We start from the raw sequence: 26,762 nt of genomic DNA, 5'->3' as shown, positions 1-26,762 counted from the left end.
TTAGGCCACCTCGGCCCGCAGCCAGGCCTTGAGACCGGCGATATCGCCATCGCCAATGGCTTTGGCAACACGGCGCCCCACTGCCGCGCCGAATTTGTAGCCGTGACCGGAACAGGCAGAGACGATCACGCACTTGCCGGTCTCATGTGCCAGGAATTTCTCGTCATCGGTGAAAGTGTAGGCGCAGGTGACCACTTCGGTCACCTTGTACTCATCGATGCGGGCGATCGGCGGCGAAAACAGGTTGCGGATCACCTCGCCCTCGCCCGACACCGGCTCGCGGTTCCAATCGGCGTTGCTGGTCGGCACCTTGTGCAGGCCCGAACCGAACTTCATGCCGGCGCCCCGGGTGAGCGGGATCATGTAGCCGTCGGTCTTGCCGCCGACATCGAGAATGACGGGCGCAGCCTCCCATGCCGCCTTGAGATCGGCAGGCGGTTCGACATAGGCGAGCGCGGTGCGAAAGGTCCTCAATTCGCCGCCGAGCTCAGGGAATAGCTTCAGCACCCAGGCGCCAGCGGCTACGACGATGCGGTCGGCCTGCATCGTCTCGCCGCTTTCCAGCACGATATGGCCGGCCTCGGCATCGATCTCCGTCACCTTGCTGTGCTCGTAGACATTGGCTCCGTTGGCACGCAACCATATGGCCAGCCCGGCTGCTATCTTGCGGCAATGCAGTGCGCCGCCTTCCGTCGAGAAATAGGCATAGCGGAACGAGCCAGCCTCGAAGAACGGCCAGCGCTCGACGGCTGCGTCCGGTTCCAGCAGTTCGAAAGGGAAATTTCCCTCTTCCAGACCCTCACGGTATTCCTCGGCCTCATCGCCGGGCTCGCGCGAAACGCAGACGAAGCCGCGCGCATCGAGGTGGTTCTCGCCGAGATCGGCCCACATCTCGTCCCAGGCCTCATAGGCCTCGGTGATCAGCCGCCCATAGCCGGTTCCCGCGCGATAGGCCCGGCGGATGATGCGGTGATGGTCGCCCGATGCCGCCAGCGGATTGGGGATCGGCCCCTGCTCGACGATCGACACGGCGTGGCCTGCCTTGACCAGCGACCACGCCGTGGAGAGACCCGCGATACCCGCGCCGACAACAATCACATTCATCCGTTCAGACTTTCCGCGACCCTACTGGCTGGCTCAATCAATCGGGCTGCCGCACGCAACATACGGTCTGGAACCGGACTGGCAAGCCGCGCTATGGGTCTGGCATGACCAAACCGACGCTCTCCTATCTGGCCTTTGATCCAGCCACTCGCCGGCTTAGGCTCGACCCGCGCGAGCCGGCCTTCTTCCTGAATCCGTACGAGGCCTACGGCTTCCTGCACGACGCATCGAATGCGTTCTACTGGGAAGAATTCGGCTTCTGGTGCTTTGGCGGCTTCGGCGACGTCAACAAACTGCTGCGCGACCGCCGCTTCGGCCGCCAGAACCCGGCCGGCATTCCCGACAGCCGGGGTGTCGGTCAGGATAGAACCCATCTCAAGGCATTCGACGGCATCGAAGCCAATTCGATGCTGGAACTGGAGCCGCCGGTGCACACGCGGCTGAGGACGTTGGTCAACCGTGCCTTCGTCTCGCGTCAGGTCGAACGGTTGCGGCCGCGTGTCGAGGCGCTCGCCAACGAATTGATCGACCGTTTCGACCCAGGCAAGGCCGTCGACCTCCTGCCGGCCTTTGCTTCGCCCCTGCCGATCACAATCATCGCCGAAATGCTCGGCGTGCCGGTCGAGATGGGACCGCAACTGCTCGACTGGTCACATCAGATGGTCGCCATGTACATCCATGGCCGCACACGCGAGACCGAGGACACGGCCAACCGGGCGGCGGGCGAGTTCTCGGACTTCCTGCGCGGCTATGTTGCAGAGCGGCGCAAGAACCCGGGCGACGACCTGCTGTCGCTGCTGATCTCGGCCCAGGAAGACGGTGAGAGGCTGTCCGAGGACGAGTTGGTCTCCTCGGCCATCCTGCTGCTCAACGCCGGCCATGAAGCAACCGTGCACCAGACCGGCAATGCCGTCTATTCCATCCTGGCGCAAGGCGGCGACCCGCGCCGCTTCTTCACCTCACCGGAAACGACTGCGGCGACGGTCGAGGAATGCCTGCGTTTCGACGCGCCGCTGCACATGTTCATGCGCTATGCCTATGAGGAGATCGAAATCGCGCCCGGCATCGTCGTGCGGCCGGGCCAGACGATCGGGCTTTTGCTCGGCATGGCCAATCATGACCCGTACGCCTTCGCCGACCCCCTTGCCTTCCAGCCCGGCCGACCGGACCAGAAGAACGTGTCGTTCGGCGCGGGCATTCATTTCTGCATCGGCGCGCCGCTCGCCCGGCTCGAACTCCAGGTTTCGCTGAAGACTTTGTTCGAGCGGCACCCACAACTCCATCTTGCCGAACAGCCCCGCTTCCGCGACACTTACCACTTCCATGGGCTGGAGGCGCTCTCCGTGCGCTTCTGACCATAGTGGGCTGGGGCTTGCTATGAGATTGTTTTCGAGAGGCGCGATCGCGCTCGCCGTGACGATTCTGCTCGGCTGCCTGGCTGGTGCCATGGCCCAGCAGCCGGAGAATATCCCGCAGCAAAACAGTGACGCCATCGCCAGGAAACTGGCCGGCGTGCTGCTCGAACGCCAGATTGGCGCGAAAGTGCCGGCGGAGAGGTTCGGCGCCTATGAGGTCGATTTCAACCTCGACGGATTTTCCGAGATCTATGTCTATGTGCAGGATCCCGCCTGCGACGGGGTCAAGTGCGGGTTGTTCCTGTTCGTGCTGGAGGGCGACGGCTATCGCGAGGTGCTGGGCGACATTCCGGGCGCCAGGCTGACGGACCCGGCCAAGGTCGGGCTCGGCGCCTTCAAGCGCAAAGGCTTTATTGACCTGCAGCTCAACCAGACGCTGGCCAGTTGGAACGGTGAGCGCTATGCCGACAGCTCGACTTTTCCGGCTTCTTCGCTCGACGGCACTGCCTTTATCGCGGCCTGCCGAAAAAACAAATCGAGCGAACAGCCCGAAGAGGGTGAGGCTGAACGGGTGACCAGCGAATGCCAGTGCCAGTTCAACCGGTTCCAGACGATCGGCTTTGCACAGGCCGATCTCGACACCTATGCGGCCTCTTTCGGCGAAAACTTTGTCTATCCGACCGGTGACAGGGAAAAGCCGTGGCAGGCGCTGGTCAAGGATGCGGAGGATGTCGGCACCGGCTGCGACGTCGTCAGCGGCAAAAGCCAGTGGCAGCCGGCCTATTTCAACCATGGCGACCAGCAGCAGCAGAAACTTGACTTCGATGCCTTCCTCGACGCCTGTCCAGCGCAGAACTTCATCCTGACCAACCGGAAGACCGGTTCGCCGGACCGCGCGCTTGGCCTGTGCGGCTGCCTTGCCCGCGAGCTGCCGACGCAGGGCGTCACGCAAACAGGGATGGATCTCCTGGCGCAATATTATCGCGACGAGATATCGGACGCGGACATCGATGCGCAGGACAGCGAATTGCTGGCCGCTCACGACAAGGCCTCGGACGCGTGCCTCGCCCAGTTCCCGGCGAAATGATCAAAGCTTGATCACATACTCCTTGCGAGTCGTTTCAAGCACTTCCCAGCTTCCCCTGAAGCCCGGCCGCAGCACGAAGCTGTCACCGGCTTTGACCGTGCGCGCCTCTCCGCCCTCTTCCGCGATCACCGAGACGCCTGAGAGAATGTGGCAGAACTCCCATTCGTCATAGACGATGCGCCATTTGCCGGGAGTCGATTCCCAGATGCCGGCATAGAGGCCGCCGTCGCGCTCCTCGACATTCCAGGTGCGGAATTTCGGATCGCCGGAGATCAGACGATCCGGCGCGGGCGCGCCGGATTCGGCATCGACGGTGTCAATGCCGACGGCAAGGAATTTTGGCTCGGCCATGGCAATCAAACCTTGGCAAGTGCCTGTTCGAGGTCGGCGACGATGTCGGAGACATCCTCGATGCCGATGGACAGCCGCACCGTGTCCGGGCCAGCGCCGGCCTTGACCTTCTGCTCGTCGGAAAGCTGGCGGTGCGTGGTCGATGCCGGGTGAATGACCAGCGACTTGGTGTCGCCGACATTGGCCAGATGCGAAAAGAGTTCGAGTGCCTCGACGAATTTGATGCCCGCCTCGTAGCCGCCCTTGAGGCCGAAGGTGAACACGGCGCCCGAGCCCAGCGGCGAATATTTCTTCTGCAGCGCATTGTTCTTGTCGCCGGGCAAGCCGGGATAATTCACCCAGGCGACCTTGGGGTGGTTGGACAGCCAGCCGGCGACCGTGATCGCGTTGTCGCAGTGGCGCTGCATGCGCAGCGGCAAGGTTTCGAGGCCGGTCAGGATGAGGAAGGCGTTGAAAGGCGAGATTGCCGGGCCGAGATCGCGCAGGCCGAGCACGCGGGCGGCGATGGCGAAAGCGAAATTGCCGAAGGTTTCGTGCAGTACGAGGCCGCCATATTCGGGGCGCGGTTCCGACAGCATCGGGTACTTGCCCGATTTCGACCAGTCGAAAGTGCCACCATCGACGATCACGCCGCCGATCGAATTGCCGTGCCCGCCGATAAACTTGGTCAGCGAATGGACGACGATATCCGCGCCGTGCTCGATCGGGCGGATGAGATAGGGCGAAGCCAGCGTATTGTCGACGATCAATGGCAGGCCGTGCTTGCGGGCGATGTCGCCGATCTTCTCGATATCGACGAAGGTGCCGCCCGGATTGGCCAGGCTCTCGATGAAGATCGCCTTGGTCCTGTCGTCGATCTGGCTTTCGAAGGTCGAGACGTCATTGGTGTCGGCCCAGCGCACCTCCCAGCCATAATTCTTGAAGGCGTGCCCGAACTGGTTGATCGAACCGCCGTAAAGCTTGTTGGCGGCGACGAAATTGTCGCCCGGCTGCATCAGATTGTGGAACACGATCACCTGCGCGGCGTGGCCGGATGCCACAGCAAGGGCAGCCGTGCCGCCTTCGAGTGCGGCGACGCGCTCTTCAAGCACCGCCTGCGTCGGGTTCATGATGCGGGTGTAGATGTTGCCGAAGGCCTTCAGGCCGAAGAGAGAGGCGGCATGGTCGGCATCGTCGAAGACGAAGGACGTGGTCTGGTAGATCGGCGTGGCGCGCGCGCCGGTGGCCGGATCGGGCTTGGCGCCGGCATGGACGGCGAGCGTATTGAAACCGGGCGTACGGGTCACGGAAACCTCCCTCAAGAACTTTCTCAAAATTCGCCGGGCATTCTTGGCGAAGCGCGGCCTGGAATGCAAAGAAGAAAATACCTTTCGGCGTGCGATCCGCGATGAACGCGCGGGAAACTCAATCGCTTCCCGGAAAAATTTTTGCGCGCCGGCAGTGGACTGGAATCTCTTGCCAAAAAGCAATCCCGGATCACGTCACTTCTGGCGGACGCCAAAACTCTGGAAGCCCTGGCGCATCAGCGGCTTCTTCGACGACAGCACCCCGGAATTGACCCCGGTCCAGCCGATCTCGCCGGAGAGCTTGCCGTATTCGATCTTGGGGCAGCGGTTCATCACCACCTTGATGCCGGCGGCCTCGGCGCGCGCGGCTGCCTCGTCATGGCGCACGCCAAGCTGCATCCAGATGACTTTCGGCAAGGGAACGAGCCGCAACGCCTCGTCGACGATGCCTGGCACCGCCGCCGGCGCGCGAAAGATGTCGACCATGTCGATCGGCTCCGGAATGTCGGCCAGCCTGGCATAGGTCATCCGGCCAAGGATTTCCTTGCCGGCCTGGCCAGGATTGATCGGAAACACCGAAAACCCCTTGGCCAGCAGGTATTTGAGCACGAAATAGCTTGGCCTGACGTCATTGGCCGACGCCCCGACCATGGCGATGGTCTTCACCGAATTGAGGATGCCGCCGATGTAGGTGTTGTCGTAGCTATCGTGATTCATGCCTCGTCCTCATACAACGCCTCGGTGAGAAAACCATCCGGGTCATTGCTGAAATCGCGCAGCATGCGGAAATGGTCCGTATCGCGAAAGTCGGCGGGCTCAAGCCCGAACCTGCTGATGCGGAACAGCCGCGCGCCGGGACAGGCCATCAGCAGCGGCGAGTGCGTCGCCATGATCACTTGCGCGGTGCCCGACTGGTCCATGCGCCGCAGCATCTTGAGCAGTTCGATCTGGCGCGAAGGCGACAGCGCGCTTTCAGGCTCGTCGAGTATGTAGATGCCTTGCCTGCGGCAGCGTTCCTCGAAGAAACGGATAAACCCCTCGCCATGCGACCAGGAGAGAAAGTCAGGCGGAGGCGGCCCGAACGGGTCTTCCAGCGCCGCCTGATCGAGATAGCGGGCGACGGAATAGAAGGATTCGGCGCGGAAGAACCAGCCGGCGGTGACCTTCGGCAGCCAATGGCCACGGAACGTGTTCGCCAGCGCGGCGCCACTCTTGTCGATGGCGCTGGAATGGTCGACCGGCCGGTAACCCTTGCCGCCGCCGGCCTCGTCGTAACCGGCCAGCGCCCCGATCGCCTCGAGCAAGGTGGATTTGCCGGTGCCGTTCTCGCCAACGATGATGGTGATCGGCGTGGTGAATTCGAGTTCGAAGGCGTGGCCGCGAAACAGCGGCAGGTTCCACGGGTATTTTTCCCAATCGTTCACGCGCTCGGGGTCGAGCAGGATGCGTTTGAGATAGGGTGCCTTCAGCCGCGTCAGCTGCTTGCGGTGGGCCATCACTTGGTCAGCATCGCCGGGGCTGCATCATTCGGGCAGCGAAATCGTGCCGTCTTCCGCGATTGGAAAGGCCGGATTGTGCGCCACTTCCCAGACATGTCCATCGGCATCGGCGAAATAGCCGTACCAGCCGCCCCAGAACGCGCGGCCTGCCGGCTTGACGATCTTGCCGCCGGCCTGTTCAGCCATGGCGAGCACCTCGTCGACTTCGGCATCGGAGCGAGTGTTGTAGGCGAGGTAGACCGCTGACGGCGCCTTGGTGAAGGCGACGCCGGAATCCTCCTCGGCGCTGGCGCGCGGGAACAGGCCGAGGATGGCGCCGCCCATCTGGAAGAAGGCGACACCATCGGTGATCCCGGCATGACGTTTCAGGCCCATCGCCTCGTAGAAACGCACCGCGCGATCGAGATCGTCGGTGGCGATGGTGATGATGGAGATGCGCGGTTCCATGCTCCCGTCCTATTCGTCCGTCCATTCCGGCTTGCGCTTGCCGATGAAGGCGCCGATGCCCTCTTCCGCGTCCCGCGCCAGCATGTTCTCGACCATGACGCGGCCGGTATAGGCATAGGCATCCGCCAGCCCCATTTCGGCCTGCGCGTAAAAGGCTTCCTTGCCGGTCTTCACGACCAAGGACGATTTGGACGCAATGGTTTGCGCGTATTTGGTGACAATCTGATTCAGGTACTCACGCGGCACGACGCGGTTGACGAGGCCGAATTCCTTGGCCGTTGCCGCATCGATCGTCTCACCGGTCAACAGCATCTCCATCGCCTGCTTGCGCGAGACGTTGCGCGACAGCGCCACCATCGGCGTCGAACAGAACAGGCCGATGTTGACGCCCGGCGTGCAGAAGGTCGCCTCATGCGAGGCGATGGCCAGGTCGCAGCTCGCGACCAGTTGCAGGCCGGCGGCTGTCGCCAGGCCATCCACCTCGGCGATGACAGGCAGGGGGTGGCGCACGATCGTCTGCATCAGCGTGGCGCAAGCGGCAAAGGTCTCTTCGAAGAAGGCCTTGCCGCGATCGGCGTCGGCGCGCCGCGCGGTCATTTCCTTGAGGTCATGGCCGGCGCAGAACACCTTGCCGGCCGCCGAGAGTACGATGACACGAACGGCCTTGTCGGCCCTGGCGCGGTCGAGTTCCGCCGTCAGCGCCGCCATGACCGCCAGCGACAAGGCGTTGGCGGGCGGATTGGCAAGCGTCAGGCGCAGCACGCCCTTGTCCAGCCTTGTCGTGACCGGGCCCTCTTCGGCGGCAGCAGGCTTGATGGCAAGGATTTCGGCCATGGCTAAGGTCTCCGCGATTCCGGTCGTGCCGGCAGAGTATCTAATATCGGATCGGGTTTCGTCCAACACCCATCGCTTGCGCCAGGGCGATGTATATGTTGCCAGAAACGCCCGCCTGCGCCCATACAAGCATGCGCAGAACGAGAGACCGACATGCCCGCCCAGACCAACCTCAAGCCGGTGCTGACCGCAGTGCAGATCAACGTGTTGATGGAGAGCGTCTTTCCGCAACTCAATGAGAGTTCCGCCGCTTATGAGGCGATCGACGTGTTTCCCGGCGGCTGTATCGTGCGGCTCAATGCCGGCGAGCGGCATTTGCGCCCCGGCGGCACGGTGTCCGGCCCCGCGCTGTTCACGCTGGCCGATATCGGCGGTTATGTCTGCGTGCTCAGCCATGCAGGGCCGGATGCGCTCTCGGTCACCACCAACCTCAACATCAACTTCGTGCGCAAGGCGGAGGCCGGGCCGATCGACGGGCATTGCCGCATCCTGAAGCTAGGAAAGAGCCTGATGGTGTTCGACATCGACATCGTCGCCGGCCCCGATGGACAGACAGTGGCGCATGCGACAGGCACCTATTCGATCCCGCCGAAGCGGGGATAAGCTGCCAGGCCGGTTCGTGCTTTGCGTGGAACGCCCGGCCGACTAGATCGTTCTGCCGCATGCCCGACGTGACAACCTACCTTGCGTTCCTCGCTGCCGTGCTCACCTATCAACTTTCGGGCGTCGGTCCCGACATGATGCTGGTGATCAGCCGCGGCGTGGGGCAAGGCTGGCGCCATGCCCTGTCGACTGCGGCGGGATGTGTATCGGCCGGCGTCGTCCAGATTCCGTTGCTCGCAATGGGACTGGCCTCGCTAGTCACGTCCTCGCCATCTCTCTACTCCATCCTTCAGGTCGTCGGCGCGGTCTATCTGATCGCCATCGGTATCAAATTCCTGTTGGCGCGCCGGCAGGGCGAAGATGGCGGCGTCTTTGCCACCAAGAGCAGCATACCGGCCGCTTTCCGGCAGGGCTTGGTCTGCAACCTCACCAACCCGACGACGCTCGCTTTCATGCTTGCGGTTCTGCCGCAATTCGTTCACCCGTCGGCCGGGTCACCTGCGCTTCAGTTCATCGTTCTCGGCGCGACCATGAAGATGACGGGAATGGTCGTTCTCGGCGCTGTCGCGCTGACCTCCGGCGCGATCGGCGACTGGCTGGCGCGCCGAAGCTCGCTCCTTATTTGGCAGCAAAGGCTGAGCGGAGCCCTGATGGTCGCCATCGGCATCAGGCTCCTCCTTGCCGCCGTGAGCGGGCGGCGGTGAGCGGGATATAAGCTATCAAATCGAGCGTGCTAGTGAGGTAAAATAATACCGTTTCATCTACTCTTTGAAATTAAAAGGTTTTTCCGGATCTTCAATCACCACCGATACTTGACGCACCCACCGCCCTCGCCTATAAGCCCTCACGAAGCAGCGGCCCGCAAAGGCCGCCGTTTTGTTATTGGCTGATGACAAGCGTCTTTCGCCAATCCAAGCAACAAGAAACGCCTTCCCCGTGAAGGTCAAAACCGAGAGCAGAAAACATGACAACCTTTTCGCAGAAGCCTGCGGATGTGGTGAAGAAGTGGATCCTGATCGACGCCGAGGGTCTCGTCGTCGGCCGTCTTGCCACTGTCATCGCCAATCATCTTCGCGGCAAGCACAAGCCGACCTTCACCCCGCATGTCGACGACGGCGACAATGTCATCGTCATCAATGCCGACAAGGTGGTGTTCACCGGCAAGAAGTTCACCGACAAGGTCTATTACTGGCACACCGGCCACCCCGGCGGCATCAAGGAGCGCACCGCGCGCCAGCTGCTCGAGGGCCGTTTCCCCGAGCGTGTCGTCGAGAAGGCCGTTGAGCGCATGGTTCCGCGTGGCCCGCTCGGCCGTCGCCAGATGAAGAACCTGCGCGTCTATGCAGGCGCGGAGCATCCGCATGTCGCCCAGCAGCCAGAAGTCCTCGACGTGGCCAAGCTGAATTCCAAGAACAAGAAGGTCGCATAAGATGGCTGAGCTTTCCTCGCTCGCAGAACTGGGCGCCGCCACCGGGAACACGAACACCCAGGCCGCGGCCCCCGTCCATGTCCAGAAGCTCGACAAGTCGGGCCGCGCCTATGCCACCGGCAAGCGCAAGAACGCCATCGCGCGCGTCTGGGTGAAGCCGGGTTCCGGCAAGATCGTCGTCAACGACAAGGAATTCGCGACCTATTTCGCGCGTCCGGTCCTGCAGATGATCCTCAACCAGCCGATCATCGCGTCCAACCGTTCGGGCCAGTACGACATTGTCGCCACCGTCGTCGGTGGCGGCCTCTCCGGCCAGGCCGGTGCCGTTCGTCACGGCATCTCCAAGGCGCTGACCTACTACGAGCCGGCGCTGCGCGCCGTGCTCAAGAAGGGTGGCTTCCTGACCCGCGACAGCCGCGTCGTCGAGCGCAAGAAGTACGGCAAGGCCAAGGCCCGTCGCTCCTTCCAGTTCTCGAAGCGCTAAGCGTTTCGAATTTCCGATATCAAAGGCCGCTTCCGGGCGGCCTTTGTTTTTCGGGCCGCGGATTTGAGTGATCGACAGGTCGTGGGACAGCGCCCTCCGACCTGGCGGGCAACTGTCACGAGAGGGAGATCGGCAGCTTCAGTCCTAATTGATGCTGGCCGTATGCGCCGGTTCGGCCGGCCGCTTCTCGTCGGCATAGGGCACACGATAACCGTTGGCCGCCAGCCAGGCGATCGCGGCCTTCGGCTCGTCGGTCTGGATGATGGTGGCGCCGCGATCGGCCCAGAAGCCCCAGGCTTCGCGCGGCGAGCTGGCCTGGACCGCCAGTTCGTCGCCGCGGCCGCCGGCCAGGAAGCCGCCCGGCTTGTTGACGATGGCATAGGTGTCGGCCCAAATATGCCAATCGCCCCTCACCGCCTCGGCGCGCATACGCGTGCTAAACAGCGGCCCGCCGGTTTCGGTCAACGTCTCGGCGCCCGCCCGCCAGTTGATCAACTCGATCGCGCCCGGCGCGAAAGCGTGGTCGACCGTCGAGGCGAAGCCGGCATCATGCACGGCGTCATCGGCAATGATCGGCATGAACTGAAAGCCACCGCCTGCCGCGGCCATGGCGGCTTTCACCGTGATGATCCTGTTCTGGTTCCAAAGGTTTTCCTTGACGATGACCTGCTCGGCCATGCCGAGATCGCGAGCCACCGCGATCATGCCCGGGAGGTCGCCGACTTCGAGCTTGTTGTCGAGATTGATGAGGATTCTGTCCCTGGTCGTCATCAGCATTTCGCGCAATGTCGAGACGGTCTCGTTGGTGACGGCATGGGTGCCCTCGATCACCAGCCGGCATCTCTTCAATTCGGCCAGCGTGTAGTTGATGACTTCGCCCTTGCAGGTCGTCGTACGGTCGAGCCAGCTGTCATGCATGACGATGAGCTCGCCGTCCTTCGAGCGCCTGATGTCGACTTCGACGATTTCGGCGCCGATCGCGATCGAACCTTCAACCGCCGCGAGCGAGTTTTCCGCATAGAGCGTCTTGCCGGCCTGCATGCTGCCGGCCCTGTGCGCGGCCACCATGACATGGTCGCGCCACTGGTTGGCATGTTCGAAGCGGTCGAGGATCTGCCTGGCTCGTGTTTCGCCGGCCAAGGCCTGGCCGGCGGAGGCCGCCAGCGCGGTGGAAAGCAGAAGGTTCAGCCAGATCGTCCGCATCGAGAATCGCTCCTTGCCGGATCGAGCCGGGGATAGGCGACCTCGGTGACATCCAGGTGAACGAAGCCGGCTAGCGGTTGGCCGGCGATGCGGGTCAGATGCGTTTCGAGAGCCGGCGGAACCAGGCCATTGCAGGCATTTCGACCAGGCGCCATGTGATCCACGACACGGCGATGGTGGCGGCGAGCATGACGACGATCGCTACAGTCCCTGTCCAGCCGGGCCCAAAGCCTGTCGCGGGCCCGCCACGCAGCACGATGTCGCCAATCAAGCCGAGGCCGAGCTTGCGCTCGACGAGCCCGGCGACGTTGATCAGGCGCGCCTGGACGAAGATGTGGACCATGTAGATCGAATAGGACAGCGCGCCGAGCGTCAGCATGAAGGGCGTCCTGAGCAACGCGCTGATCCAGCCGCCTTCATGGGCGAACAGAAACAACGCCAGGGCGAACACCAGGGGCGCGGCGATGCCGAAATCATTGTCGCCCGCCAGCGAGACAAAAAGAACGATGACGGCCACCATGACGATTTCGGCAAGAGTCCAGCTCACCCGCGGGCCGTTTGTGACCAGGACCTGTCGCGCCCCTGCAATGGAATCATGCTGAAACCAGGCCAGCAGGGCGCCGAGCGAGAAGCCGTAGAGGCAGCGGATGAAGCCGAAATCGTAGGACACATCCATATGATGCGTGGAGAAACCGAGCAGGAACAGCGGCGCGGTGACGGCGGCGGCGACAAACCATATCCAGGCGCGTGCGCCGGCGATGAGGACCACGCCGGCAAACAGGAGATAGGCGAAAAACTCGGCCGAGATGCTCCAGCTTGGCGCATTCCACGTCAACCGATCCTCGAAGCCGACACCTTGCAGCAGAAGGAGATTGGCAGCCAGGCTCTTGAGGTCGAAGCCGCCGGTGAAGGGAGCGGCCCCCGTGCCATGCAATTGCGGCAGCATCAGCCGCAACAATTCGAAGGCGGCAAAGGCGGCAAGCATGACCAGATGCAGCGGATAGATGCGGCCGAAACGGACCAGGGCAAAGCGGGCGACCTCTTCCGGCCGGCCCAGCCGATTGGCATAGCTGGAGGCGATGACGAAGCCGGAAAGGACGAAGAAGAAGTCGACGAAAAGATAGGACGAACCGATAAAGCTGCTCTGCGAGATCACTGATGCGGTCGGGAAATGAAACAGCGCCACCAGCAACGCGCAGATGCCGCGCCACGAATCGAGAACCTGGAAGCGATCGCCGGCGATCGTGCCGGCGTGGGTCGACACCACGGCATCCGACGGATTAAGAAACGCGGTCTGCGTCATGATGATACAAATCCTGTCTTGCCGTGGCGCCCGGGCGGCGCGGTTTCGTCTCCCCAAGCTGTGACTGGCATCTTCCATGCCGGTTCTGTAGTTGTTGCACCCCGATGAAAACGAGGACCCGTAATGGCGACCAAGAACATCGACCATGCCTTCACCGCCCGCTCCAAAACGGGTGGCGCCCTTGAGCCGACCTATTCGGGCGCGCTGTCTTTCATGCGGCGCAAATACACCAAGGACGTGAAGGGCGCGGATGCGGTGGTGTGGGGCATTCCCTTCGACGCCGCCGTCACCAACCGGCCGGGCGCCCGGTTCGGGCCGCAGGCGATCCGCCGCGCCTCGGCGATCCTCGACAACGACCCGCAATACCCGTTTTCGCGCGATCTGTTCGAGCACCTCGCCGTGGTCGATTATGGCGACTGCCTGCTCGACTCGGGCAACCATCAGAAGACGCCCGGCACAATCGAGCGCGAAGCGGCCAAGATCCTGAAATCGGGCGTCTTCCTGCTGACGCTCGGCGGCGACCATTTCGTCACCTGGCCGCTGCTCAAGGCGCATGCCGCCATCCACGGACCGCTGGCCTTGGTGCAGTTCGACGCCCACCAGGACACATGGCCCGATGACGGCAAGCGCATCGACCACGGGTCCTTTGTCGGCCGAGCGGTCAAGGAAGGCATCATCGATCCCGACCGCTCGATCCAGATCGGCATCCGCACCCACGCGCCCGACACGTTCGGCATCAAGATCCTCTATGGCCATGAGATCGAGGAGATGCGCGCCTCCGACATCGCCTACGCCATCGTCGATCGCACCGGCGGCAAGAAGACCTATCTGACCTTCGACATCGACTGCCTCGATCCGGCCTATGCGCCTGGAACCGGCACGCCAGTTTCGGGCGGCCCGTCCTCGGCGAAGATCCTGTCGACGCTGCGTCAGCTCAACCAGGTCGATATCGTCGGCGCCGATGTCGTGGAGGTTGCGCCGGCCTATGATCACGCCGATATAACGGCGATCGCCGGCTCGATGGTGGCCATGCAGTATCTCGGCCTGCTGGCCGAGCGAAAGGCACGGCTCGAGGAGCTGAACAACGGCAACCACAACGGCGCCGCGGTCAATCATGGCAACGGCATATAGTCTTGGTATATCAGGGAATTTGATCAGGCAATGAAACCGAAAATCTTCATCGACGGCGAGCACGGCACCACCGGCCTCCAGATCCGGGCGCTGCTTGCCGAGCGCGGCGATCTGGAGATCATTTCCATTCCGGTCGAGCGTCGCAAGGAAACGACCGCGCGCGCCGAATTCCTCAACGCCGCCGATATCGCCATCCTGTGCCTGCCCGACGATGCAGCCAGGGAAAGCGTCTCGCTGATCACCAACGACACCACCAAGGTGATCGATGCGTCGACCGCGCATCGCGTGGCCGAAGGCTGGGAATATGGCTTCGCCGAACTGGACAAGGAGCAGGCGAAGAAGATCGCCACGGCCAAGCGCGTCGCCAATCCCGGCTGCTGGCCGCAGGGACCGATCGCGACGCTCAGGCCGCTGGTCACCGCAGGCCTGCTGCCGGCCAATTTCCCGATCGCCGTCAACGGGATCACGGGTTATTCGGGCGGCGGGCGCCCGATGATCGAGGACTATGTCGCCAAGGGCGAGGACGCCTCGGAGTTCCTGCCCTATGGCCTGACCCTGCAGCACAAGCACGTGCCGGAATTGAAGGCCTATGCGAAGCTGTCGCATGATCCGATCATGCAGCCGGCGGTGGGCAATTTCGCCCAAGGCATGATCACGGTGGTGCCGTTGCAGCTCGGCGGCCTCGAACGCGTGCCGACGGGTGCCGAACTTCACGCCGCCATTTCGGACCATTTCGCCGCGATCAAGGGCGGTGTGGTCGAGGTGGCGCCCTATGCGCATCTGGAGCGCGTGCCGGACATCGATCCGGAGATCTATAACGGCACCAACCGCATGAGGGTCTATGTCTTTGCCAACGACAGCAGAGCCCAGGCGCTGCTGCTGGCGGTCTACGACAATCTCGGCAAGGGCGCCTCGGGCGCGGCCGTCCAGAACATGGACCTGATGCTCGGCCTGTGATGGACGCACCGGCCTTTCCAGCGCGCTGGCAAGTCAGCGAACCCGAACTCATTGCCGAAACATTCTCGAGCCGCATCTGGAAGGTGCGGCGCGAGGACGGCTCACCGGCGATCGTGAAGGCGCTGAAGCCGTTCGACGACGTTGCCGACGAGTTGCGCGGCGAGCATTTCCTTGCCTGGCGGCGCGGCGAAGGCGCGGTGCGGCTTCTCGGCCGTGACGGCCATTCCATGCTGCTCGAATAATGCGGGGACACACTTCTATCGCAGGTTCTCGACGAACAAGGCGACAATGCAGCGACCGCCATCGCGGCGGATATGATGGCGAAATTGTTTTCGCCATCTGATCACCCCTACCCACCCGAACTTCAGCCGCTCGGGGAGCGGTTCGCCAGTCTTTTCAAGAAAGCCGCAACCGATCGCGTCATCGGCGATGACAGCCTCTATGTCGAGGCCGGCGCCATCGCGGACCGGTTGCTGGCCAATCCGCATGACATCAGGCCGCTGCATGGCGATCTGCATCACGAAAACATCCTGCGGGGACCGCGCGGCTGGTTGGTGATCGATCCCAAAGGCGTGCTCGGTGATCCCGGTTTCGATGCCGCCAACATGTTCTACAACCCGCTCGACCGCGATGCACTTTGCCTCGCCCCGGAGCGGATCGCAGATATGGCCGAGGTCTTTGCCCGGGCGCTGGGACAATCACCGGCAGCGATACTGGATCATGCCATCGCCTATGGTTGCCTGTCCGCGGCCTGGCACCATGAGGACGACAATGCGGTCGAGGAGAACCGCGAACTGTCTATTGCCGCGGCGATCCGCTCAGTGCGGGCGCATTTTTGACCTCCGAGACAGCTGTGGTAACCGCCGCGGACGCCGACAAGGCTGCCAAGGCCGCTCAGCGCCAGTCGACGCCATCCGCCGCCGCATTGCGTCAGGCGGAATTCGACGGCGAGAAGACGACGCAGTCCAACGAATTCTGGATGTGATCGGCCGCGCTCAGCGTCCGACGGCAATCTCGTTGGGCAAGGGATAGGCGCCTTTGGTGCCGCGCCAATGGGCGGCGGCAAAGCCCAGCACAACAAGCGCAAACGCCTGATGGGTCAGTGCCATATGCAGGGGCACCTGCATCAGCAGCGTGCCGATACCGATCGAAGCCTGCACCAATACCAGAACGAACAACAGCGTCGCGCGTCGCGCATGCGTCGAGCCTGGCAGCCGCCGACGCGTGGCGATCATGTGCCAGAGCGCGACCGCGAAGACCGTATAGGCGCCGAGCCGGTGGATGAACTGCACCGTCTTCGGGTTCTCGAAGACGTTGCGCCACACCGGATCGAGGATGAGCAGATCGCCTGGAATGATCCTGCCGTCCATCAGCGGCCAGGTGTTGTAGCTCATGCCGGCGTCAAGACCGGCGACCAGACCGCCAAGATAAATCTGGATCAGCGCCAGAAGCACAATGAAACCGGCCAATCTCTGCGTCGAGCGATCGGCCGCAGGCTCGGAGTGAGGAGCAAGACCCCGCGCGACAACCATGGTCGCGGTGAAGATCAGGGCCGCCAGCGTCAAGTGCGTGGCGAGCCTGTACTGGCTCACCGACACGCGGTCGACCAGGCCGGAGGCCACCATCCACCAGCCGATGGCCCCCTGCAGCCCGCCGAGAAGCAGAATGCCGACCAGCTTCGGTCCAAGGCCGCGCTCGATGCGGCGCGTCGCCCAGAAGACCAGAAGCGGCAAGGCAAAGACCAGGCCGACACTGCGCGCGAGCAGGCGATGCGCCCATTCCCACCAGAAGATCGACTTGAACGCCTCGATGCCCATGCCCTTGTTGAGCTCTGTGTATTGCGGGATCTGCTGGTAGCGTTGGAATTCCTCCTGCCACTCGGCGTCGTTGAGCGGCGGGATGACGCCATGGATCGGCTGCCATTCGGTGATCGACAGGCCGGATTCGGTCAACCGCGTGGCGCCGCCAACCAGCACCAGCGCGAACAGCACCAGGAGCACGACGTACAGCCAGCCGCGCACGAGTACCCGGTTGTGCAGGTCGCGGTCGCGGGCCTGATAGGGCGCGGCGGCGGTGATGGCGGCCATGGCTATATCCCGGCAGGTTGAATGTCGCGGATTGGTGAACCATCGCACTCCTGCTGGCAAGACCGCGCAGCGCGGCACGCCGTCGCGCCTGATGTGGTAGGTTGCGCGCGTCCCGCGTTCGGCCTAAGCGGTAGCCATCAACGAGGCCAAGCCATGCCCATTCGACTGAAAAAGCTTATCGGAATGTTCCTGCTTTTGGCGCTGGTCATCATCTACGCGCTGGTCGCGTCGATCTTCGCGGTCGCCCGCCTGTCGGAGTCGGGCGCGCTGGTGCAATTCCTGTTCTTCCTGCTTAGCGGTCTGCTCTGGGTGCTGCCGGCGATGGGCATCATCAAATGGCTGATGCTGGAGCCGAGGGCCAAGCGCTGAGCCCAGCCCGGACCGGGCAGTCCGTCAGATCGTGACGAGCATCTTGCCGGCGTTGGCGAGCGGCGTCGTCACGCCCGACAGCATAGTGCGGATATGGTGCAGGCTCTGGTAGCGGCCATTGACCGAAATGCGCGGCAGGGCATGCAGGAAACCGGAATGTTCGGCGCGCAGCACGCCGTGGCGGGTGGTCACGGCGGAAGCATAGCCGGCGTCGCGCGCGAAGCCCACTTCGCGGCAACCGACGGCGCTGGCGTAGCCGTAGGGATAGGCGAAATGGCGGGGTTCCTCGCCAAGCTCAGTTCGCAGCATGTCGTTGACGGCGCCGATCTCGCGCCGCGCATCGGCCTCGGAAAGCCGCTTCAGATTGCTGTGGTTGACCGTATGGGCGCCCATCGTCACCAGCGGATGTGCGGCGACGGTACGGATCTCATCCCAGTTCATCAGCGTGCGCAGGCGTGGGGCGTCCGCGTCGACCCCATTCGAAGCGGCCAGATCGCGCAGCACGCTCCGCAGGTCCTCCTCGCCGACCTCGGTGGTAAAATAGGCATGCAGGCGGGCGATGGCCTGATGTTTCCTGACGGGGGTCGCGCAATCGATCACGGTCGGGCCGTTCGGTGTGGTCAGGGTCAGGCGATCGCAGGCATTGACGATATCCTCGACCACATCCCACCAAAGGTGGGCGGTGCCATCGATCAGCCCTGGAGCGACATAGATGGTGAGCGGCGCGCCATGCTTCTCCAGGACCGGCAAGGCCTCGGTCATGTTGTCGCGATAGGCATCGTCGGCGGTGATGGTGGCGAACCGGCCGCCCTTGCCGCCTGCCTTGATGCGCTCCACGGCTTCGTCCATCGAGACGAAGGCATAGCCGTCCGCTCTCATGTCGGCGATCACGGCATCGAGGAAACTGGGCGCGATGTTGAGGTGCTGGTTGACGCTGTCGGGCTTTTCGGGTGTCGCCGTCACGCGGTGCAGCATCAGGATGGCGCCGATGCCGCCGACAAACGGCCTGGCCAGCGGTGCGAGGCCGGTATAGCGGGCGACGTTGAGCGCCAGTTTCCGGATTGCCTCCCCACCGTCGATCATTCATTCACCTTTTGCGCCTAGGCTATCCAAGCACGGAATACGCCCGAGCGCCCCCCAAATCGGGATCAGTACGCCTTAAGGATTGAGGTATGGTTGACGCAACCGCGTCATTTGATGGCAAGCGGCTCGCGGCGATCCAGGCTTCATCACGCGCACTGCCCGGGCATACCGCGGGGCTGTCGGTTTCAGTTGCCGCCGCCGAAGGACTCGCGGCGTATGCGGCGTTCTGTCGTTCGGCACTTTATGCGCCGGCGCAAAGTGCGGCATGGGTCTTGACCTGGGCCGCCGAGGTCAAGCCCGATCTGCTCATCGCCACGCTCGAACTGGAGGGCAGGCCGGCTTTCGCAGTGGCGCTGGAGGTGGTCAAGCGCGGCCCGTTGCGGGTCGCCCAGTTCATGGGCGGCCGCCACGCCAATGGCAATTTCGCCGCCGCCGAACCGCAATGGCTGGCGAGCGGCGACATCACAGCCATCCGCTCAATGCTCGCGGCGATCGCCGGGTCCCGGCCCGATATTGATCTCATCGCGCTGGAAAGATTGCTGCCCGATCTCGACGGCATTGCCAATCCGCTGGCATCGCTCGATCATTTCGCCAGCCCCAATCTTTCGCTGGCCGTCGACCTCAGCGGTGGATTCGATGCGCTGCTGCTGCGTGCCAGCGGCAAGCGCAAACGCAAGAAGCATCGTTCGCAGACGCGCAAGTTCGAGGCCGTCGGCAGCCACCGGCGCATCGAGGCGCGCAGCGCCGACGAGGTGGAGAGGCTGCTCGACGCGTTCTTCGAGATGAAGGAACAGCGCTTCCGCAAGATGGGCATTGCCAACGTCTTCGGTGACGACCGGACACGCGCTTTCTTCCGGGGGCTGTTTACGCAAGCGCTTGCCGAGGACAAGCCTTGCTTCGTGCTGCATGGGCTGGAGGTCGCCGGCAAGTTGCGCGCCGTCACCGGATCGAGCCGCTCGGGCCGGCGCCTGATCTGCGAGTTCGGGGCGATCGCCGAGGATGAACTCGCCAACACCAGCCCGGGCGACTTCCTGTTCTTCGACAACATCCAGAACGCCTGCCAGAGCGGGTTCGCGGTCTATGATTTCTCCGTCGGAGACGAGCCCTACAAGCGGCTGTGGTGCGATATCGAAACGCAGCATTTCGAGGTCCTGGTTCCGCTGACGCTCAAGGGCCGTGCGCTGGGACAGGCACTTCGCCAGGGCGCGCGGCTGAAGGCCTTTGTCAAGAACAGCCCGACGATCTGGAAGCTAGCCAAGATGCTGCGCCGCAAGGCAGCCGGACAGACGCCCCCCCTTCCCACGGAAGACGAACACTAGACCTCAGAAATTGAGAGCCTCGCGGAGCGCTGGGCCTGCCCTGACGCGCAGATCGAGATCAGCCTCGATGTGGTCGATGTGGTGCAGCATCAAGCGGCTCACCAGCCCGGAGTCGCGGCTTTCCAGCGCACCGACAATACCCGTGTGCTCCGTGTGGCCGCAGGCCGATACGCCAGACCGTCCGTAAAGCGCAATGACAAGCGACGAGCGCGCAACCAGTTCCTCCATGAAGCGCTGCAGGATGGCATTGCCGGCGACCGAGGCGAGCAACAGATGGAAATCGCCGGACGCCTTGATTTCGGAACGCCGCGCCGTCGGACCGCGCTCGGCGATGAAGCGGCCCTCCTCGTCGAGTTGCGCCCTGAAGGCGACAATATCGGCTGATGTGACCCGCTCGCAGGCGGCAGTGGCAATGCCCGGCTCGATCAGCCGGCGCGAGGCGAACACCTGGCGCGCTTCCTCGGGCGATGGATTGGCAACGAAGGCGCCTCGATTGCGCTCGGTTCGCACCAGCCCTTCGAAAGACAGCATCTGCAGCGCCGCGCGAGCGACGGTGCGCGACACATCGAACAGCGTGCCGACCTCGCCTTCCGACAGCTTGGTTCCCGGCGCCAGCCTCCGGTCGACTATGGCGTCGCGCAGACTGTCGCGAATCGCCTGGGCGCGATCCTGGTTGGCGCTGTCTGCGGCGGAATAGACCTGATCGGTGATGTTCATGGCGATGATGGTTCCCGCCCTCTTCTAACGCGAGTCCTCGCTCGTGCACGAGAGGCAAAGTGAACACGAAGTCGAAAAAGATTGCATACGATTTTTGTGCAGATCGCGCGCGATAGCTCATAATTTGTGCAATGCACAAAGTAGCCTCGAAGGTAGGCAACCGGCAAGAAGCCTGATTTCTTTAAACGATTCAAACGCTTGGCCCCACATCCCCAGGTTGGCACGCATGATGCTTTGGTTAATGCACCAAACGGGGAAGCCTGAATGTCCAAAGCCGCCGAGATCGACATCGTGTCCGTTTCGAAAGTCTATGGAACGACGACCGCCGTCGAGGACATCAGCCTGAAGATACCGGCGGGCACCTACTGCTGCCTGCTCGGCCCTTCCGGCTGCGGCAAGACCTCGACGCTGCGCATGATCGCCGGTCACGAAAGCATCTCGTCAGGCGACGTACGGCTCGGCAACATTGTTGTCACCGACCTGCCGCCGGCAAAACGCGGCACGGCAATGATGTTCCAATCCTATGCACTGTTCCCGCATCTGGATCTCGTCGACAATGTCGCTTTCAGCCTGAAGATGAAGGGCGTCGACAAGGAACAGCGCCGTGCCAAGGCGCTCGACATGCTGAAGCTGATGCAGATGGAGGCCTATGCGACGCGCCGGCCCGCGCAGCTTTCCGGCGGCCAGCAGCAGCGCGTGGCGCTCGCCCGGGCTTTGATCACCGATCCGGAAGCGCTGCTGCTCGACGAGCCGCTGTCGGCGCTCGACCCGTTCCTGAAGATCCGCATGCGCGCCGAGCTGAAGAAACTGCAGACCTCGCTCGGCATCACCTTCGTCCACGTCACCCACAGCCAGGAGGAGGCCATGGCCTTGGCGGACCTGATCGTGGTGATGAATGAGGGCCGTATCGAACAGGCGGCGCCTCCGCGCGACGTGTTCGAACGGCCGGCCACGGCCTTCGTCGCGCGCTTCATGGGCGACCACAATGTCATGTCCGGCCGGGTCACCGGCGAGCATGACGGCATGGTCGTCTTCGACGTCAATGGCGGCGGCTCGCTCGCCGCCTGCGGTCACGGTCGAGAGCCGGGCGCGCCGATCGATATCGCCATCCGCACCGATCATGTGCGCATCGGCGACGCGCCTGCGCCCGGCCTCGGCTTCACCGGCATCGTTTCCAACGTCGAATATCGCGGCCATTCGGTAAAGTTGTCGGTCAACGGCGCCGGCATCGATGACTTCACGGTGATCGTCGACGATTCGGATTTCTTCGCAAAGCCTGTCGCCGTCGGCGACGCCGTGCCGCTCGCCTGGGACCGGCAGGACGCGGTCGTTCTTGGCCGTCTCAATTGATGACCGCCTTCATTCAACACTCAATGACCAAACCAAAACAAGACAGGGGAATGAACATGACAAAGACGACTGAAACAAAAACGGGAATTTCGCGCCGCTCGCTGCTGAAGACGGGGGCTGCTGCCGTCGGCTTCGCCGCCGGTTCCGGCGTCATCACAGGCTTTCCGACCATCTGGGCGCAGTCCAACATCACGCTGCGCCAGTTCGGTACCGGCGTGTCGAACCTCAATGCCATCGCCGACAAGTGCAAGGCCGATCTCGGCATCACGCTGGAGATGACCGCGACCGATTCCGATGCCGCCGCCCAGCGCGCCGTGACCCAGCCCGACAGCTACGACATCGCCGACATCGAATACTGGATCTGCAAGAAGGTGTTCCCGAGCGGCGTGCTGCAGCCGATGGATGTCAGCAAGCTGAAATATTACGACGAACTGGTGCCGCTGTTCAAAACCGGCAAGCTGACGCCCGACAGCGTCATTGCCCAAGGCACGGCGCCGCACACGGTCGGCTTCGTCGAGGCGCAAGACAGCAAGACCTTCGCCAAGGCACCGACCAACTGGTTCACCATGGTGCCGACCATCTACAACGCCGACACGCTGGGCATCCGCCCCGACCTCGTTGGCCGCGACATCACCACCTGGGCCGACATCATGGACCCGGCCTTCAAGGGCAAGACCGCGATCCTCAACATCCCGTCCATCGGCATCATGGACGCTGCGATGATCATGGAGGCTACCGGCAACATCAAATATGCCGACAAGGGTAACATGACCAAGGACGAGATCGACAAGACGATCGACTTCCTAATCAAGGCCAAGCAAGCCGGCCAGTTCCGCGCCTTCTGGAAATCCTTCGACGAGAGCGTCAATCTGATGGCGTCGGGCGAGGTGGTGATCCAATCGATGTGGTCGCCGGCGGTGGCCGCCGTGCGCTCCAAGGGCATTCCCTGCCGCTTCCAGCCGCTCAAGGAAGGCTACCGCTCATGGGGCGGCGGCCTTGGCCTCGCCGCCCATCTCAAGGGCGCCGAGCTCGACGCCGCCTATGAATACATCAACTGGTACACGTCCGGCTGGGTCGGCGGCTATCTCAACCGCCAGGGCTACTACTCGGCCAACATGGTCTCGGCCAAGAAGTTCATGTCCGAGGACGAGTGGGGCTACTGGATCGAAGGCAAGCCGGCCAAGGGCGAGATCAAGGCGCCCGACGGCACCGTCATGGAAAAGGCCGGCGCCGTGCGTGACGGCGGCTCCTTCGAAGAGCGCATGGGCAAGGTCGCCTGCTGGAACTCGGTCATGGACGAGGATCGCTACATGGTGAAGCGCTGGAACGAGTTCATCGCGGCGTAAAGGGAACAAGCGCCCTCCTCTACCCCTTCTCCCTGGCTGGAGAAGGGGAACGCGGCCCAGCCGTATCGCCAAACCCGAGAGCATTGATGACAGTCGCGCTCGAACGCCCCGCAATCGCCGCCGCGAAACCAGCCCGACGACGCCGGTTCTCCATCGGCGCCGTCGCGCCCTATCTGCAGTCGGCACCTCTGGCGCTGATCCTCGGCGCGTTCTTGCTGCTGCCCATCATCATGATCGTCGTCGTGTCGTTCTGGGACTACGACTTCGCCACAATGTACCCGGACTTTCTCACCACCAATTATTCCGACGTTCTCGGCTCCTGGGTCACCTGGAAAACCTATCTCAACACCATCAAATTCGCATTCATCGTCTGGGGGCTGACCCTGTTCATCGGCTTCTGGGTCGCTTATTTCCTCGCCTTCCACATTCGAACGACCGCCATGCAGATGGTGCTGTTCCTGGTCTGCACGGTGCCGTTCCTGACCTCGAACATCATTCGCATGATCTCGTGGATACCAGTGCTCGGCCGCAACGGGCTGATCAACTCGACGCTCGTGCATCTCGGGCTGGTGCCGAAGCCCATCGAATGGCTGCTCTATTCGGAATTCGCGGTCGTGCTGGCCATGGTCCACCTCTACACGCTGTTCATGGTGACGCCGATCTTCAACACGCTGATGCGCATCGACCGTTCGCTGGTCGAGGCCGCGCGCGATGCCGGGGCTTCGGGCGGGCAGGTGCTGTGGAACGTCATCATCCCGCTGGCCAAACCCGGCATGGCGATCGGCACCATCTTCGTCGTCACCCTGGTAATGGCCGATTTCTCCACCGTGCAGGTGATGTCGGGCGGCCAGAGCGCATCCGTCGCGCTGATGATGAAGAACCAGATGTCGCTGCTGCAATATCCAGCCGCCGCCGCCAACGCCGTGGTGCTGCTGGTGCTGGTGCTGCTGATGGTCGCCGGCATCCTGCGCATCGTCGACATCCGCAGGGAACTGTGACGTGAACCACGAAAAACGCACTCTTGAATTCTACGCGCTGGCGGTGTTCTTCGCGCTGTTCGTGCTGTTCCTCTATGGCCCGCTGTCGGCGATCCTGATCCTCTCCTTCCAGGGCGAGACCGGCGGCCTCACCTTCCCGCTCAACGGCGTGTCGCTGCATTGGTTCGCCAATCTGTTCGAACGCCAGGCGGTCGGCGATTTCGGCGGCAGCTTCAAGCGCTCGCTGGTTCTCGGCCTTATGGTGATGGTCGTCACTGTCGTCGTCTCGCTGCTGGCCGGGCTGGCCTTCCGTCAGAAATTTCGCGGCGCCACCGCTTTGTTCTACCTGGCGGTCGCCAGCCTTGTGGTACCCTCCATCATCATTTCGCTGGGCATCGGCGTTGTCTTTCAGCAGGTCGGCTTCCGACCAGCCTGGTATACGTCAGCCTTCGGCGCGCATTTGACCTGGACGTTGCCGTTCGGCGTGCTCATCATGTTCGCCGTCTTCAACCGCTTCTCGCCTGCCTATGAGGAAGCCGCACGCGACCTTGGCGCCTCGTCCTGGCAGACCTTCGCCCATGTCGTGCTGCCGATGATCGCGCCAAGCCTGATCGGCGTCGGCCTGTTCGGCTTCACGCTGTCCTACGATGAGTTCGCCCGCACACTGATGACCTCGGGAACCTTCAACACACTGCCGCTCGAGATCTACGGCATGACCACCAATGTCACCACGCCGGTTCTCTACGCGCTGGGCACGGTGACCACCGTGTTTTCCTTCCTGGTGATCATGGCGACGCTAGGCGCCATCCTCTATGTCGGCCGCCGCCGGACGAGGGCGTGATCGTGCGGATACTGGTGGTAAATCCCAACACGACGGCGAGCATGACCGAGACGATCGCGGCGGCCGCGCGCAGTGTCGCCGGAGCCTGGACCGAAATCGTCGCGGTTACTTCGTCCATGGGGCCGGCCTCGATCGAGGGTTATTATGACGAGGCACTGGCGGTGCCCGGCCTGCTGATGGAAATCGCCACTGGCGAACGTGCCGGGGCGCAGGCCGCGATCATTGCCTGCTTCGACGACACCGGGCTTGATGCCGCCAGGGCCATGGCCGCCATTCCCGTCATCGGCATTTGCGAGGCAGCACTCAGCATGGCCTGCTTCATTGCCCAGCGTTTCACTGTCGTAACCACCACCGAACGCTCGCGTGTGCCTGTCGAGGGGTTGGTGCAACGCTATGGCATGTCGGGTCGGGCGCGCGTGCGAGCCGCCGATATTCCGGTGCTGGCACTCGAGGACCCGGCATCGGGGGCAGTCGGCAAGCTGCGCGATGAGATCGCCCGGGCCGTGGAGGAGGATCGCGCCGAGGCCATCGTGCTTGGCTGCGCCGGCATGGCGGATCTTGCCCACAGGTTGCAGAGCGAGTTCGGTCTGCCTGTCGTTGACGGCGTCGGAGCCGCTTTGAAGCAAGCCGAGGCCCTGGTGGCTCTTGGCCTCGCGACATCGAAGCGCGGTGCTTATGCGACCCCGCTCGCCAAACCCTATCGTGGTATGCTGAAATCGTTCTCTCCAGGAGCAGTCGCTGCCGAGTAAGCACCATGAAACCGATCACCCGCCCGCTGTCGCTGGGAGAATTGGCTGACCTCATCGACTGGGCGGCCGCGGAGGGCTGGAACCCTGGCGTTGACGATGCGGCGATGTTTCAGGCAGCGGATCCCATGGGTTTCATCGGCGCCTTTGCCGGCGGCGAAATGGTCGCCGGGATCTCGGCCGTGGCCTATGGGCACGATTTTGGTTTCGTCGGTCTCTACATCTGCCGGCCGGATATGCGCGGCAAGGGTTACGGCAAGGCGGCATGGACCGCGGGCATGAACAGGCTGGCCGGGCGCACCATCGGGCTCGATGGCGTCGAAGAGCAACGAGCCAACTACGAGAGCAAAGGGTTCAGGCCGCTCTACGAGACCATCCGTTACAGCGGGCGCCCTGCGGCCCTGACCATCGGCGCCAAACGGCCTCGCATGGTGACCGCGCAATTGGTGCCCGACATCATGAGATATGACGCGCTCTGCTTTCCCGCCTCCCGCCATTCTTTCCTGCAGCGATGGCTGCTGCCGCCGCACCGCGCGGTGGCAGCGATCGGGCCACGGGGAACGGCCGGCTACGCGGTAGCGCGATCCTGCCGCAGCGGCTTCAAGATCGGCCCGCTCTTCGCCGACGACATGCAGACCGCACTGGGATTGCTCGAAGACCTGGCAGGCGCCTGCGAAGGAGGCGACCTTCACATCGACGTTCCGGCCAGCAAGGTGGACTTCATCGCGGCGCTGGTGGCGGCAGGCTTCTCACCGACCTTCACCACCACGCGCATGTACAAAGGCCCGCCGCCGAGGCTTGACGCCAACAGGATATTCGGCGTGACGACGCTGGAACTGGGATAGGCCAGGCGT

At 63.2% G+C, this 26,762-nt stretch carries 29 protein-coding genes and 1 pseudogene; 18 read left to right on the top strand and 12 right to left on the bottom strand.

Annotated elements, in window-relative coordinates; genetic code table 11:
• Positions 1 to 1,104 carry an FAD-dependent oxidoreductase gene (locus EN808_RS07275; protein ID WP_135915451.1) on the bottom strand — a complete coding sequence of 368 codons (1,104 nt, stop codon included), beginning with the start codon at positions 1,102 to 1,104 and terminating at the stop codon, positions 1 to 3.
• 104 nt (positions 1,105 to 1,208) lie between these two features.
• On the opposite strand from EN808_RS07275, the gene EN808_RS07270 reads away from it, so the two are divergent.
• Together EN808_RS07270 and EN808_RS07265 are read left to right on the top strand one after the other, a co-directional pair.
• Complete coding sequence (locus tag EN808_RS07270) at positions 1,209 to 2,459, top strand: cytochrome P450 (protein WP_135915450.1); 1,251 nt, start codon at positions 1,209 to 1,211, stop codon at positions 2,457 to 2,459.
• 22 nt (positions 2,460 to 2,481) lie between these two features.
• Complete coding sequence (locus EN808_RS07265; RefSeq protein ID WP_135915449.1) at positions 2,482 to 3,546, top strand: hypothetical protein; 1,065 nt, start codon at positions 2,482 to 2,484, stop codon at positions 3,544 to 3,546.
• Here EN808_RS07265 and EN808_RS07260 read toward each other — a convergent pair whose 3' ends face one another.
• The 6 genes from EN808_RS07260 to EN808_RS07235 form a co-directional block, all read right to left on the bottom strand.
• Complete coding sequence (locus tag EN808_RS07260; protein WP_135915448.1) at positions 3,547 to 3,897, bottom strand: cupin domain-containing protein; 351 nt, start codon at positions 3,895 to 3,897, stop codon at positions 3,547 to 3,549.
• A 5-nt stretch (positions 3,898 to 3,902) separates the two neighbouring features.
• Positions 3,903 to 5,183, bottom strand: a complete 1,281-nt coding sequence (locus tag EN808_RS07255; protein WP_135915447.1) for an O-acetylhomoserine aminocarboxypropyltransferase — start codon at positions 5,181 to 5,183, stop codon at positions 3,903 to 3,905.
• Positions 5,184 to 5,378: 195 nt separating this feature from the next.
• Positions 5,379 to 5,900: a CoA-binding protein gene (locus tag EN808_RS07250; RefSeq protein ID WP_135915446.1), complete on the bottom strand. Its 522-nt coding sequence runs from the start codon at positions 5,898 to 5,900 to the stop codon at positions 5,379 to 5,381.
• A complete protein-coding gene (locus tag EN808_RS07245; RefSeq protein ID WP_127280153.1) occupies positions 5,897 to 6,679 on the bottom strand; it encodes an AAA family ATPase in 783 nt (260 codons plus the stop codon). The genes EN808_RS07250 and EN808_RS07245 overlap by 4 nt, the downstream gene beginning before the upstream one ends.
• A 27-nt stretch (positions 6,680 to 6,706) precedes the next feature.
• Positions 6,707 to 7,129: a VOC family protein gene (locus EN808_RS07240; RefSeq protein ID WP_127280154.1), complete on the bottom strand. Its 423-nt coding sequence runs from the start codon at positions 7,127 to 7,129 to the stop codon at positions 6,707 to 6,709.
• A 9-nt stretch (positions 7,130 to 7,138) separates the two neighbouring features.
• Complete coding sequence (locus EN808_RS07235; protein ID WP_127869601.1) at positions 7,139 to 7,963, bottom strand: enoyl-CoA hydratase; 825 nt, start codon at positions 7,961 to 7,963, stop codon at positions 7,139 to 7,141.
• Positions 7,964 to 8,116: 153 nt separating this feature from the next.
• Between EN808_RS07235 and EN808_RS07230 the strand changes: the two genes are divergently transcribed.
• From EN808_RS07230 to rpsI, 4 genes are all read left to right on the top strand, one after another.
• Positions 8,117 to 8,566, top strand: a complete 450-nt coding sequence (locus EN808_RS07230; protein ID WP_135864088.1) for a PaaI family thioesterase — start codon at positions 8,117 to 8,119, stop codon at positions 8,564 to 8,566.
• A 59-nt stretch (positions 8,567 to 8,625) separates the two neighbouring features.
• On the top strand, positions 8,626 to 9,270 hold the full coding sequence (locus EN808_RS07225) for a LysE family translocator (RefSeq protein ID WP_135864085.1): 645 nt from the start codon (positions 8,626 to 8,628) through the stop codon (positions 9,268 to 9,270).
• 260 nt (positions 9,271 to 9,530) lie between these two features.
• On the top strand, positions 9,531 to 9,995 hold the full coding sequence (gene rplM / locus EN808_RS07220) for a 50S ribosomal protein L13 (RefSeq protein WP_010915638.1): 465 nt from the start codon (positions 9,531 to 9,533) through the stop codon (positions 9,993 to 9,995).
• Between the two features lies 1 nt (position 9,996).
• Positions 9,997 to 10,479 (top strand): 30S ribosomal protein S9, encoded by a 483-nt coding sequence (gene rpsI / locus EN808_RS07215; RefSeq protein ID WP_010915637.1) that lies wholly within the window; start codon positions 9,997 to 9,999, stop codon positions 10,477 to 10,479.
• Positions 10,480 to 10,623: 144 nt separating this feature from the next.
• Here the strand turns inward: rpsI and EN808_RS07210 are convergent, their stop codons facing one another.
• Together EN808_RS07210 and EN808_RS07205 are read right to left on the bottom strand one after the other, a co-directional pair.
• Positions 10,624 to 11,682, bottom strand: a complete 1,059-nt coding sequence (locus EN808_RS07210) for a glycerophosphodiester phosphodiesterase family protein (RefSeq protein ID WP_135915445.1) — start codon at positions 11,680 to 11,682, stop codon at positions 10,624 to 10,626.
• 94 nt (positions 11,683 to 11,776) lie between these two features.
• A complete protein-coding gene (locus EN808_RS07205) occupies positions 11,777 to 12,985 on the bottom strand; it encodes an acyltransferase (protein WP_135864081.1) in 1,209 nt (402 codons plus the stop codon).
• Positions 12,986 to 13,108: 123 nt separating this feature from the next.
• Here EN808_RS07205 and speB point away from each other — a divergent pair, with 123 nt between their 5' ends.
• The 4 genes and pseudogenes from speB (at position 13,109) to EN808_RS37570 (ending at position 16,058) form a co-directional block, all read left to right on the top strand.
• A complete protein-coding gene (speB, locus tag EN808_RS07200; protein ID WP_135915444.1) occupies positions 13,109 to 14,116 on the top strand; it encodes an agmatinase in 1,008 nt (335 codons plus the stop codon).
• A 30-nt stretch (positions 14,117 to 14,146) separates the two neighbouring features.
• On the top strand, positions 14,147 to 15,073 hold the full coding sequence (argC, locus tag EN808_RS07195) for an N-acetyl-gamma-glutamyl-phosphate reductase (RefSeq protein WP_135915443.1): 927 nt from the start codon (positions 14,147 to 14,149) through the stop codon (positions 15,071 to 15,073).
• Positions 15,070 to 15,912, top strand: a pseudogene (locus EN808_RS07190) (aminoglycoside phosphotransferase family protein). Before argC ends, EN808_RS07190 begins: the two are co-directional and overlap by 4 nt.
• Before the next feature lie 14 nt (positions 15,913 to 15,926).
• Positions 15,927 to 16,058, top strand: a complete 132-nt coding sequence (locus EN808_RS37570; protein ID WP_272483015.1) for a hypothetical protein — start codon at positions 15,927 to 15,929, stop codon at positions 16,056 to 16,058.
• Positions 16,059 to 16,068: 10 nt separating this feature from the next.
• On the opposite strand, the gene EN808_RS07185 is transcribed toward EN808_RS37570, so the two are convergent.
• Positions 16,069 to 17,160: a COX15/CtaA family protein gene (locus tag EN808_RS07185; protein WP_135915442.1), complete on the bottom strand. Its 1,092-nt coding sequence runs from the start codon at positions 17,158 to 17,160 to the stop codon at positions 16,069 to 16,071.
• Between the two features lie 153 nt (positions 17,161 to 17,313).
• On the opposite strand from EN808_RS07185, the gene EN808_RS07180 reads away from it, so the two are divergent.
• Positions 17,314 to 17,529, top strand: coding sequence for a DUF2842 domain-containing protein (locus EN808_RS07180; RefSeq protein ID WP_027143610.1), 216 nt, complete (start codon positions 17,314 to 17,316; stop codon positions 17,527 to 17,529).
• 24 nt (positions 17,530 to 17,553) lie between these two features.
• Here EN808_RS07180 and EN808_RS07175 read toward each other — a convergent pair whose 3' ends face one another.
• A complete protein-coding gene (locus EN808_RS07175; protein ID WP_135915441.1) occupies positions 17,554 to 18,612 on the bottom strand; it encodes a polysaccharide deacetylase family protein in 1,059 nt (352 codons plus the stop codon).
• Between the two features lie 89 nt (positions 18,613 to 18,701).
• On the opposite strand from EN808_RS07175, the gene EN808_RS07170 reads away from it, so the two are divergent.
• Complete coding sequence (locus EN808_RS07170; protein ID WP_135915440.1) at positions 18,702 to 19,931, top strand: GNAT family N-acetyltransferase; 1,230 nt, start codon at positions 18,702 to 18,704, stop codon at positions 19,929 to 19,931.
• Positions 19,932 to 19,934: 3 nt separating this feature from the next.
• Here the strand turns inward: EN808_RS07170 and EN808_RS07165 are convergent, their stop codons facing one another.
• The gene (locus tag EN808_RS07165) at positions 19,935 to 20,648 is read right to left on the bottom strand and encodes a GntR family transcriptional regulator (RefSeq protein WP_127869609.1); all 714 of its coding nucleotides are present in this window, start codon (positions 20,646 to 20,648) and stop codon (positions 19,935 to 19,937) included.
• Positions 20,649 to 20,912: 264 nt separating this feature from the next.
• On the opposite strand from EN808_RS07165, the gene EN808_RS07160 reads away from it, so the two are divergent.
• The 6 genes from EN808_RS07160 (at position 20,913) to EN808_RS07135 (ending at position 26,753) form a co-directional block, all read left to right on the top strand.
• Positions 20,913 to 21,998 carry an ABC transporter ATP-binding protein gene (locus EN808_RS07160; RefSeq protein ID WP_127869610.1) on the top strand — a complete coding sequence of 362 codons (1,086 nt, stop codon included), beginning with the start codon at positions 20,913 to 20,915 and terminating at the stop codon, positions 21,996 to 21,998.
• A 56-nt stretch (positions 21,999 to 22,054) separates the two neighbouring features.
• The gene (locus tag EN808_RS07155) at positions 22,055 to 23,344 is read left to right on the top strand and encodes a PotD/PotF family extracellular solute-binding protein (protein WP_127279658.1); all 1,290 of its coding nucleotides are present in this window, start codon (positions 22,055 to 22,057) and stop codon (positions 23,342 to 23,344) included.
• 86 nt (positions 23,345 to 23,430) lie between these two features.
• Entirely contained in the window at positions 23,431 to 24,342 is a 912-nt protein-coding gene (locus tag EN808_RS07150; protein WP_127279657.1) for an ABC transporter permease, read from the top strand.
• A 1-nt stretch (position 24,343) separates the two neighbouring features.
• Positions 24,344 to 25,162 carry an ABC transporter permease gene (locus tag EN808_RS07145; protein ID WP_135880065.1) on the top strand — a complete coding sequence of 273 codons (819 nt, stop codon included), beginning with the start codon at positions 24,344 to 24,346 and terminating at the stop codon, positions 25,160 to 25,162.
• 2 nt (positions 25,163 to 25,164) lie between these two features.
• A complete protein-coding gene (locus tag EN808_RS07140; RefSeq protein WP_189521820.1) occupies positions 25,165 to 25,911 on the top strand; it encodes an aspartate/glutamate racemase family protein in 747 nt (248 codons plus the stop codon).
• A gap of 5 nt (positions 25,912 to 25,916) precedes the next feature.
• Positions 25,917 to 26,753: a GNAT family N-acetyltransferase gene (locus EN808_RS07135; protein ID WP_135864065.1), complete on the top strand. Its 837-nt coding sequence runs from the start codon at positions 25,917 to 25,919 to the stop codon at positions 26,751 to 26,753.
• Positions 26,754 to 26,762: the final 9 nt, after the last annotated feature.

Source organism: Mesorhizobium sp. M8A.F.Ca.ET.165.01.1.1 (assembly GCF_004792065.1).
Taxonomy (GTDB): Bacteria; Pseudomonadota; Alphaproteobacteria; order Rhizobiales; family Rhizobiaceae; genus Mesorhizobium.
This window is presented reverse-complemented; position numbering and strand designations above follow the sequence as displayed.

Coding starts and splice junctions, on each gene's coding strand:
- EN808_RS07275 (WP_135915451.1), bottom strand. CDS start 1,104: ATGAATGTGATTGTTGTCGGCGCGGGTATCGCGGGTCTCTCCACGGCG.
- EN808_RS07270 (WP_135915450.1), top strand. CDS start 1,209: ATGACCAAACCGACGCTCTCCTATCTGGCCTTTGATCCAGCCACTCGC.
- EN808_RS07265 (WP_135915449.1), top strand. CDS start 2,482: ATGAGATTGTTTTCGAGAGGCGCGATCGCGCTCGCCGTGACGATTCTG.
- EN808_RS07260 (WP_135915448.1), bottom strand. CDS start 3,897: ATGGCCGAGCCAAAATTCCTTGCCGTCGGCATTGACACCGTCGATGCC.
- EN808_RS07250 (WP_135915446.1), bottom strand. CDS start 5,900: ATGAATCACGATAGCTACGACAACACCTACATCGGCGGCATCCTCAAT.
- EN808_RS07245 (WP_127280153.1), bottom strand. CDS start 6,679: ATGGCCCACCGCAAGCAGCTGACGCGGCTGAAGGCACCCTATCTCAAA.
- EN808_RS07240 (WP_127280154.1), bottom strand. CDS start 7,129: ATGGAACCGCGCATCTCCATCATCACCATCGCCACCGACGATCTCGAT.
- EN808_RS07235 (WP_127869601.1), bottom strand. CDS start 7,963: ATGGCCGAAATCCTTGCCATCAAGCCTGCTGCCGCCGAAGAGGGCCCG.
- EN808_RS07230 (WP_135864088.1), top strand. CDS start 8,117: ATGCCCGCCCAGACCAACCTCAAGCCGGTGCTGACCGCAGTGCAGATC.
- EN808_RS07225 (WP_135864085.1), top strand. CDS start 8,626: ATGCCCGACGTGACAACCTACCTTGCGTTCCTCGCTGCCGTGCTCACC.
- rplM (WP_010915638.1), top strand. CDS start 9,531: ATGACAACCTTTTCGCAGAAGCCTGCGGATGTGGTGAAGAAGTGGATC.
- rpsI (WP_010915637.1), top strand. CDS start 9,997: ATGGCTGAGCTTTCCTCGCTCGCAGAACTGGGCGCCGCCACCGGGAAC.
- EN808_RS07210 (WP_135915445.1), bottom strand. CDS start 11,682: ATGCGGACGATCTGGCTGAACCTTCTGCTTTCCACCGCGCTGGCGGCC.
- EN808_RS07205 (WP_135864081.1), bottom strand. CDS start 12,985: ATGACGCAGACCGCGTTTCTTAATCCGTCGGATGCCGTGGTGTCGACC.
- speB (WP_135915444.1), top strand. CDS start 13,109: ATGGCGACCAAGAACATCGACCATGCCTTCACCGCCCGCTCCAAAACG.
- argC (WP_135915443.1), top strand. CDS start 14,147: ATGAAACCGAAAATCTTCATCGACGGCGAGCACGGCACCACCGGCCTC.
- EN808_RS07185 (WP_135915442.1), bottom strand. CDS start 17,160: ATGGCCGCCATCACCGCCGCCGCGCCCTATCAGGCCCGCGACCGCGAC.
- EN808_RS07180 (WP_027143610.1), top strand. CDS start 17,314: ATGCCCATTCGACTGAAAAAGCTTATCGGAATGTTCCTGCTTTTGGCG.
- EN808_RS07175 (WP_135915441.1), bottom strand. CDS start 18,612: ATGATCGACGGTGGGGAGGCAATCCGGAAACTGGCGCTCAACGTCGCC.
- EN808_RS07170 (WP_135915440.1), top strand. CDS start 18,702: ATGGTTGACGCAACCGCGTCATTTGATGGCAAGCGGCTCGCGGCGATC.
- EN808_RS07165 (WP_127869609.1), bottom strand. CDS start 20,648: ATGAACATCACCGATCAGGTCTATTCCGCCGCAGACAGCGCCAACCAG.
- EN808_RS07160 (WP_127869610.1), top strand. CDS start 20,913: ATGTCCAAAGCCGCCGAGATCGACATCGTGTCCGTTTCGAAAGTCTAT.
- EN808_RS07155 (WP_127279658.1), top strand. CDS start 22,055: ATGACAAAGACGACTGAAACAAAAACGGGAATTTCGCGCCGCTCGCTG.
- EN808_RS07150 (WP_127279657.1), top strand. CDS start 23,431: ATGACAGTCGCGCTCGAACGCCCCGCAATCGCCGCCGCGAAACCAGCC.
- EN808_RS07135 (WP_135864065.1), top strand. CDS start 25,917: ATGAAACCGATCACCCGCCCGCTGTCGCTGGGAGAATTGGCTGACCTC.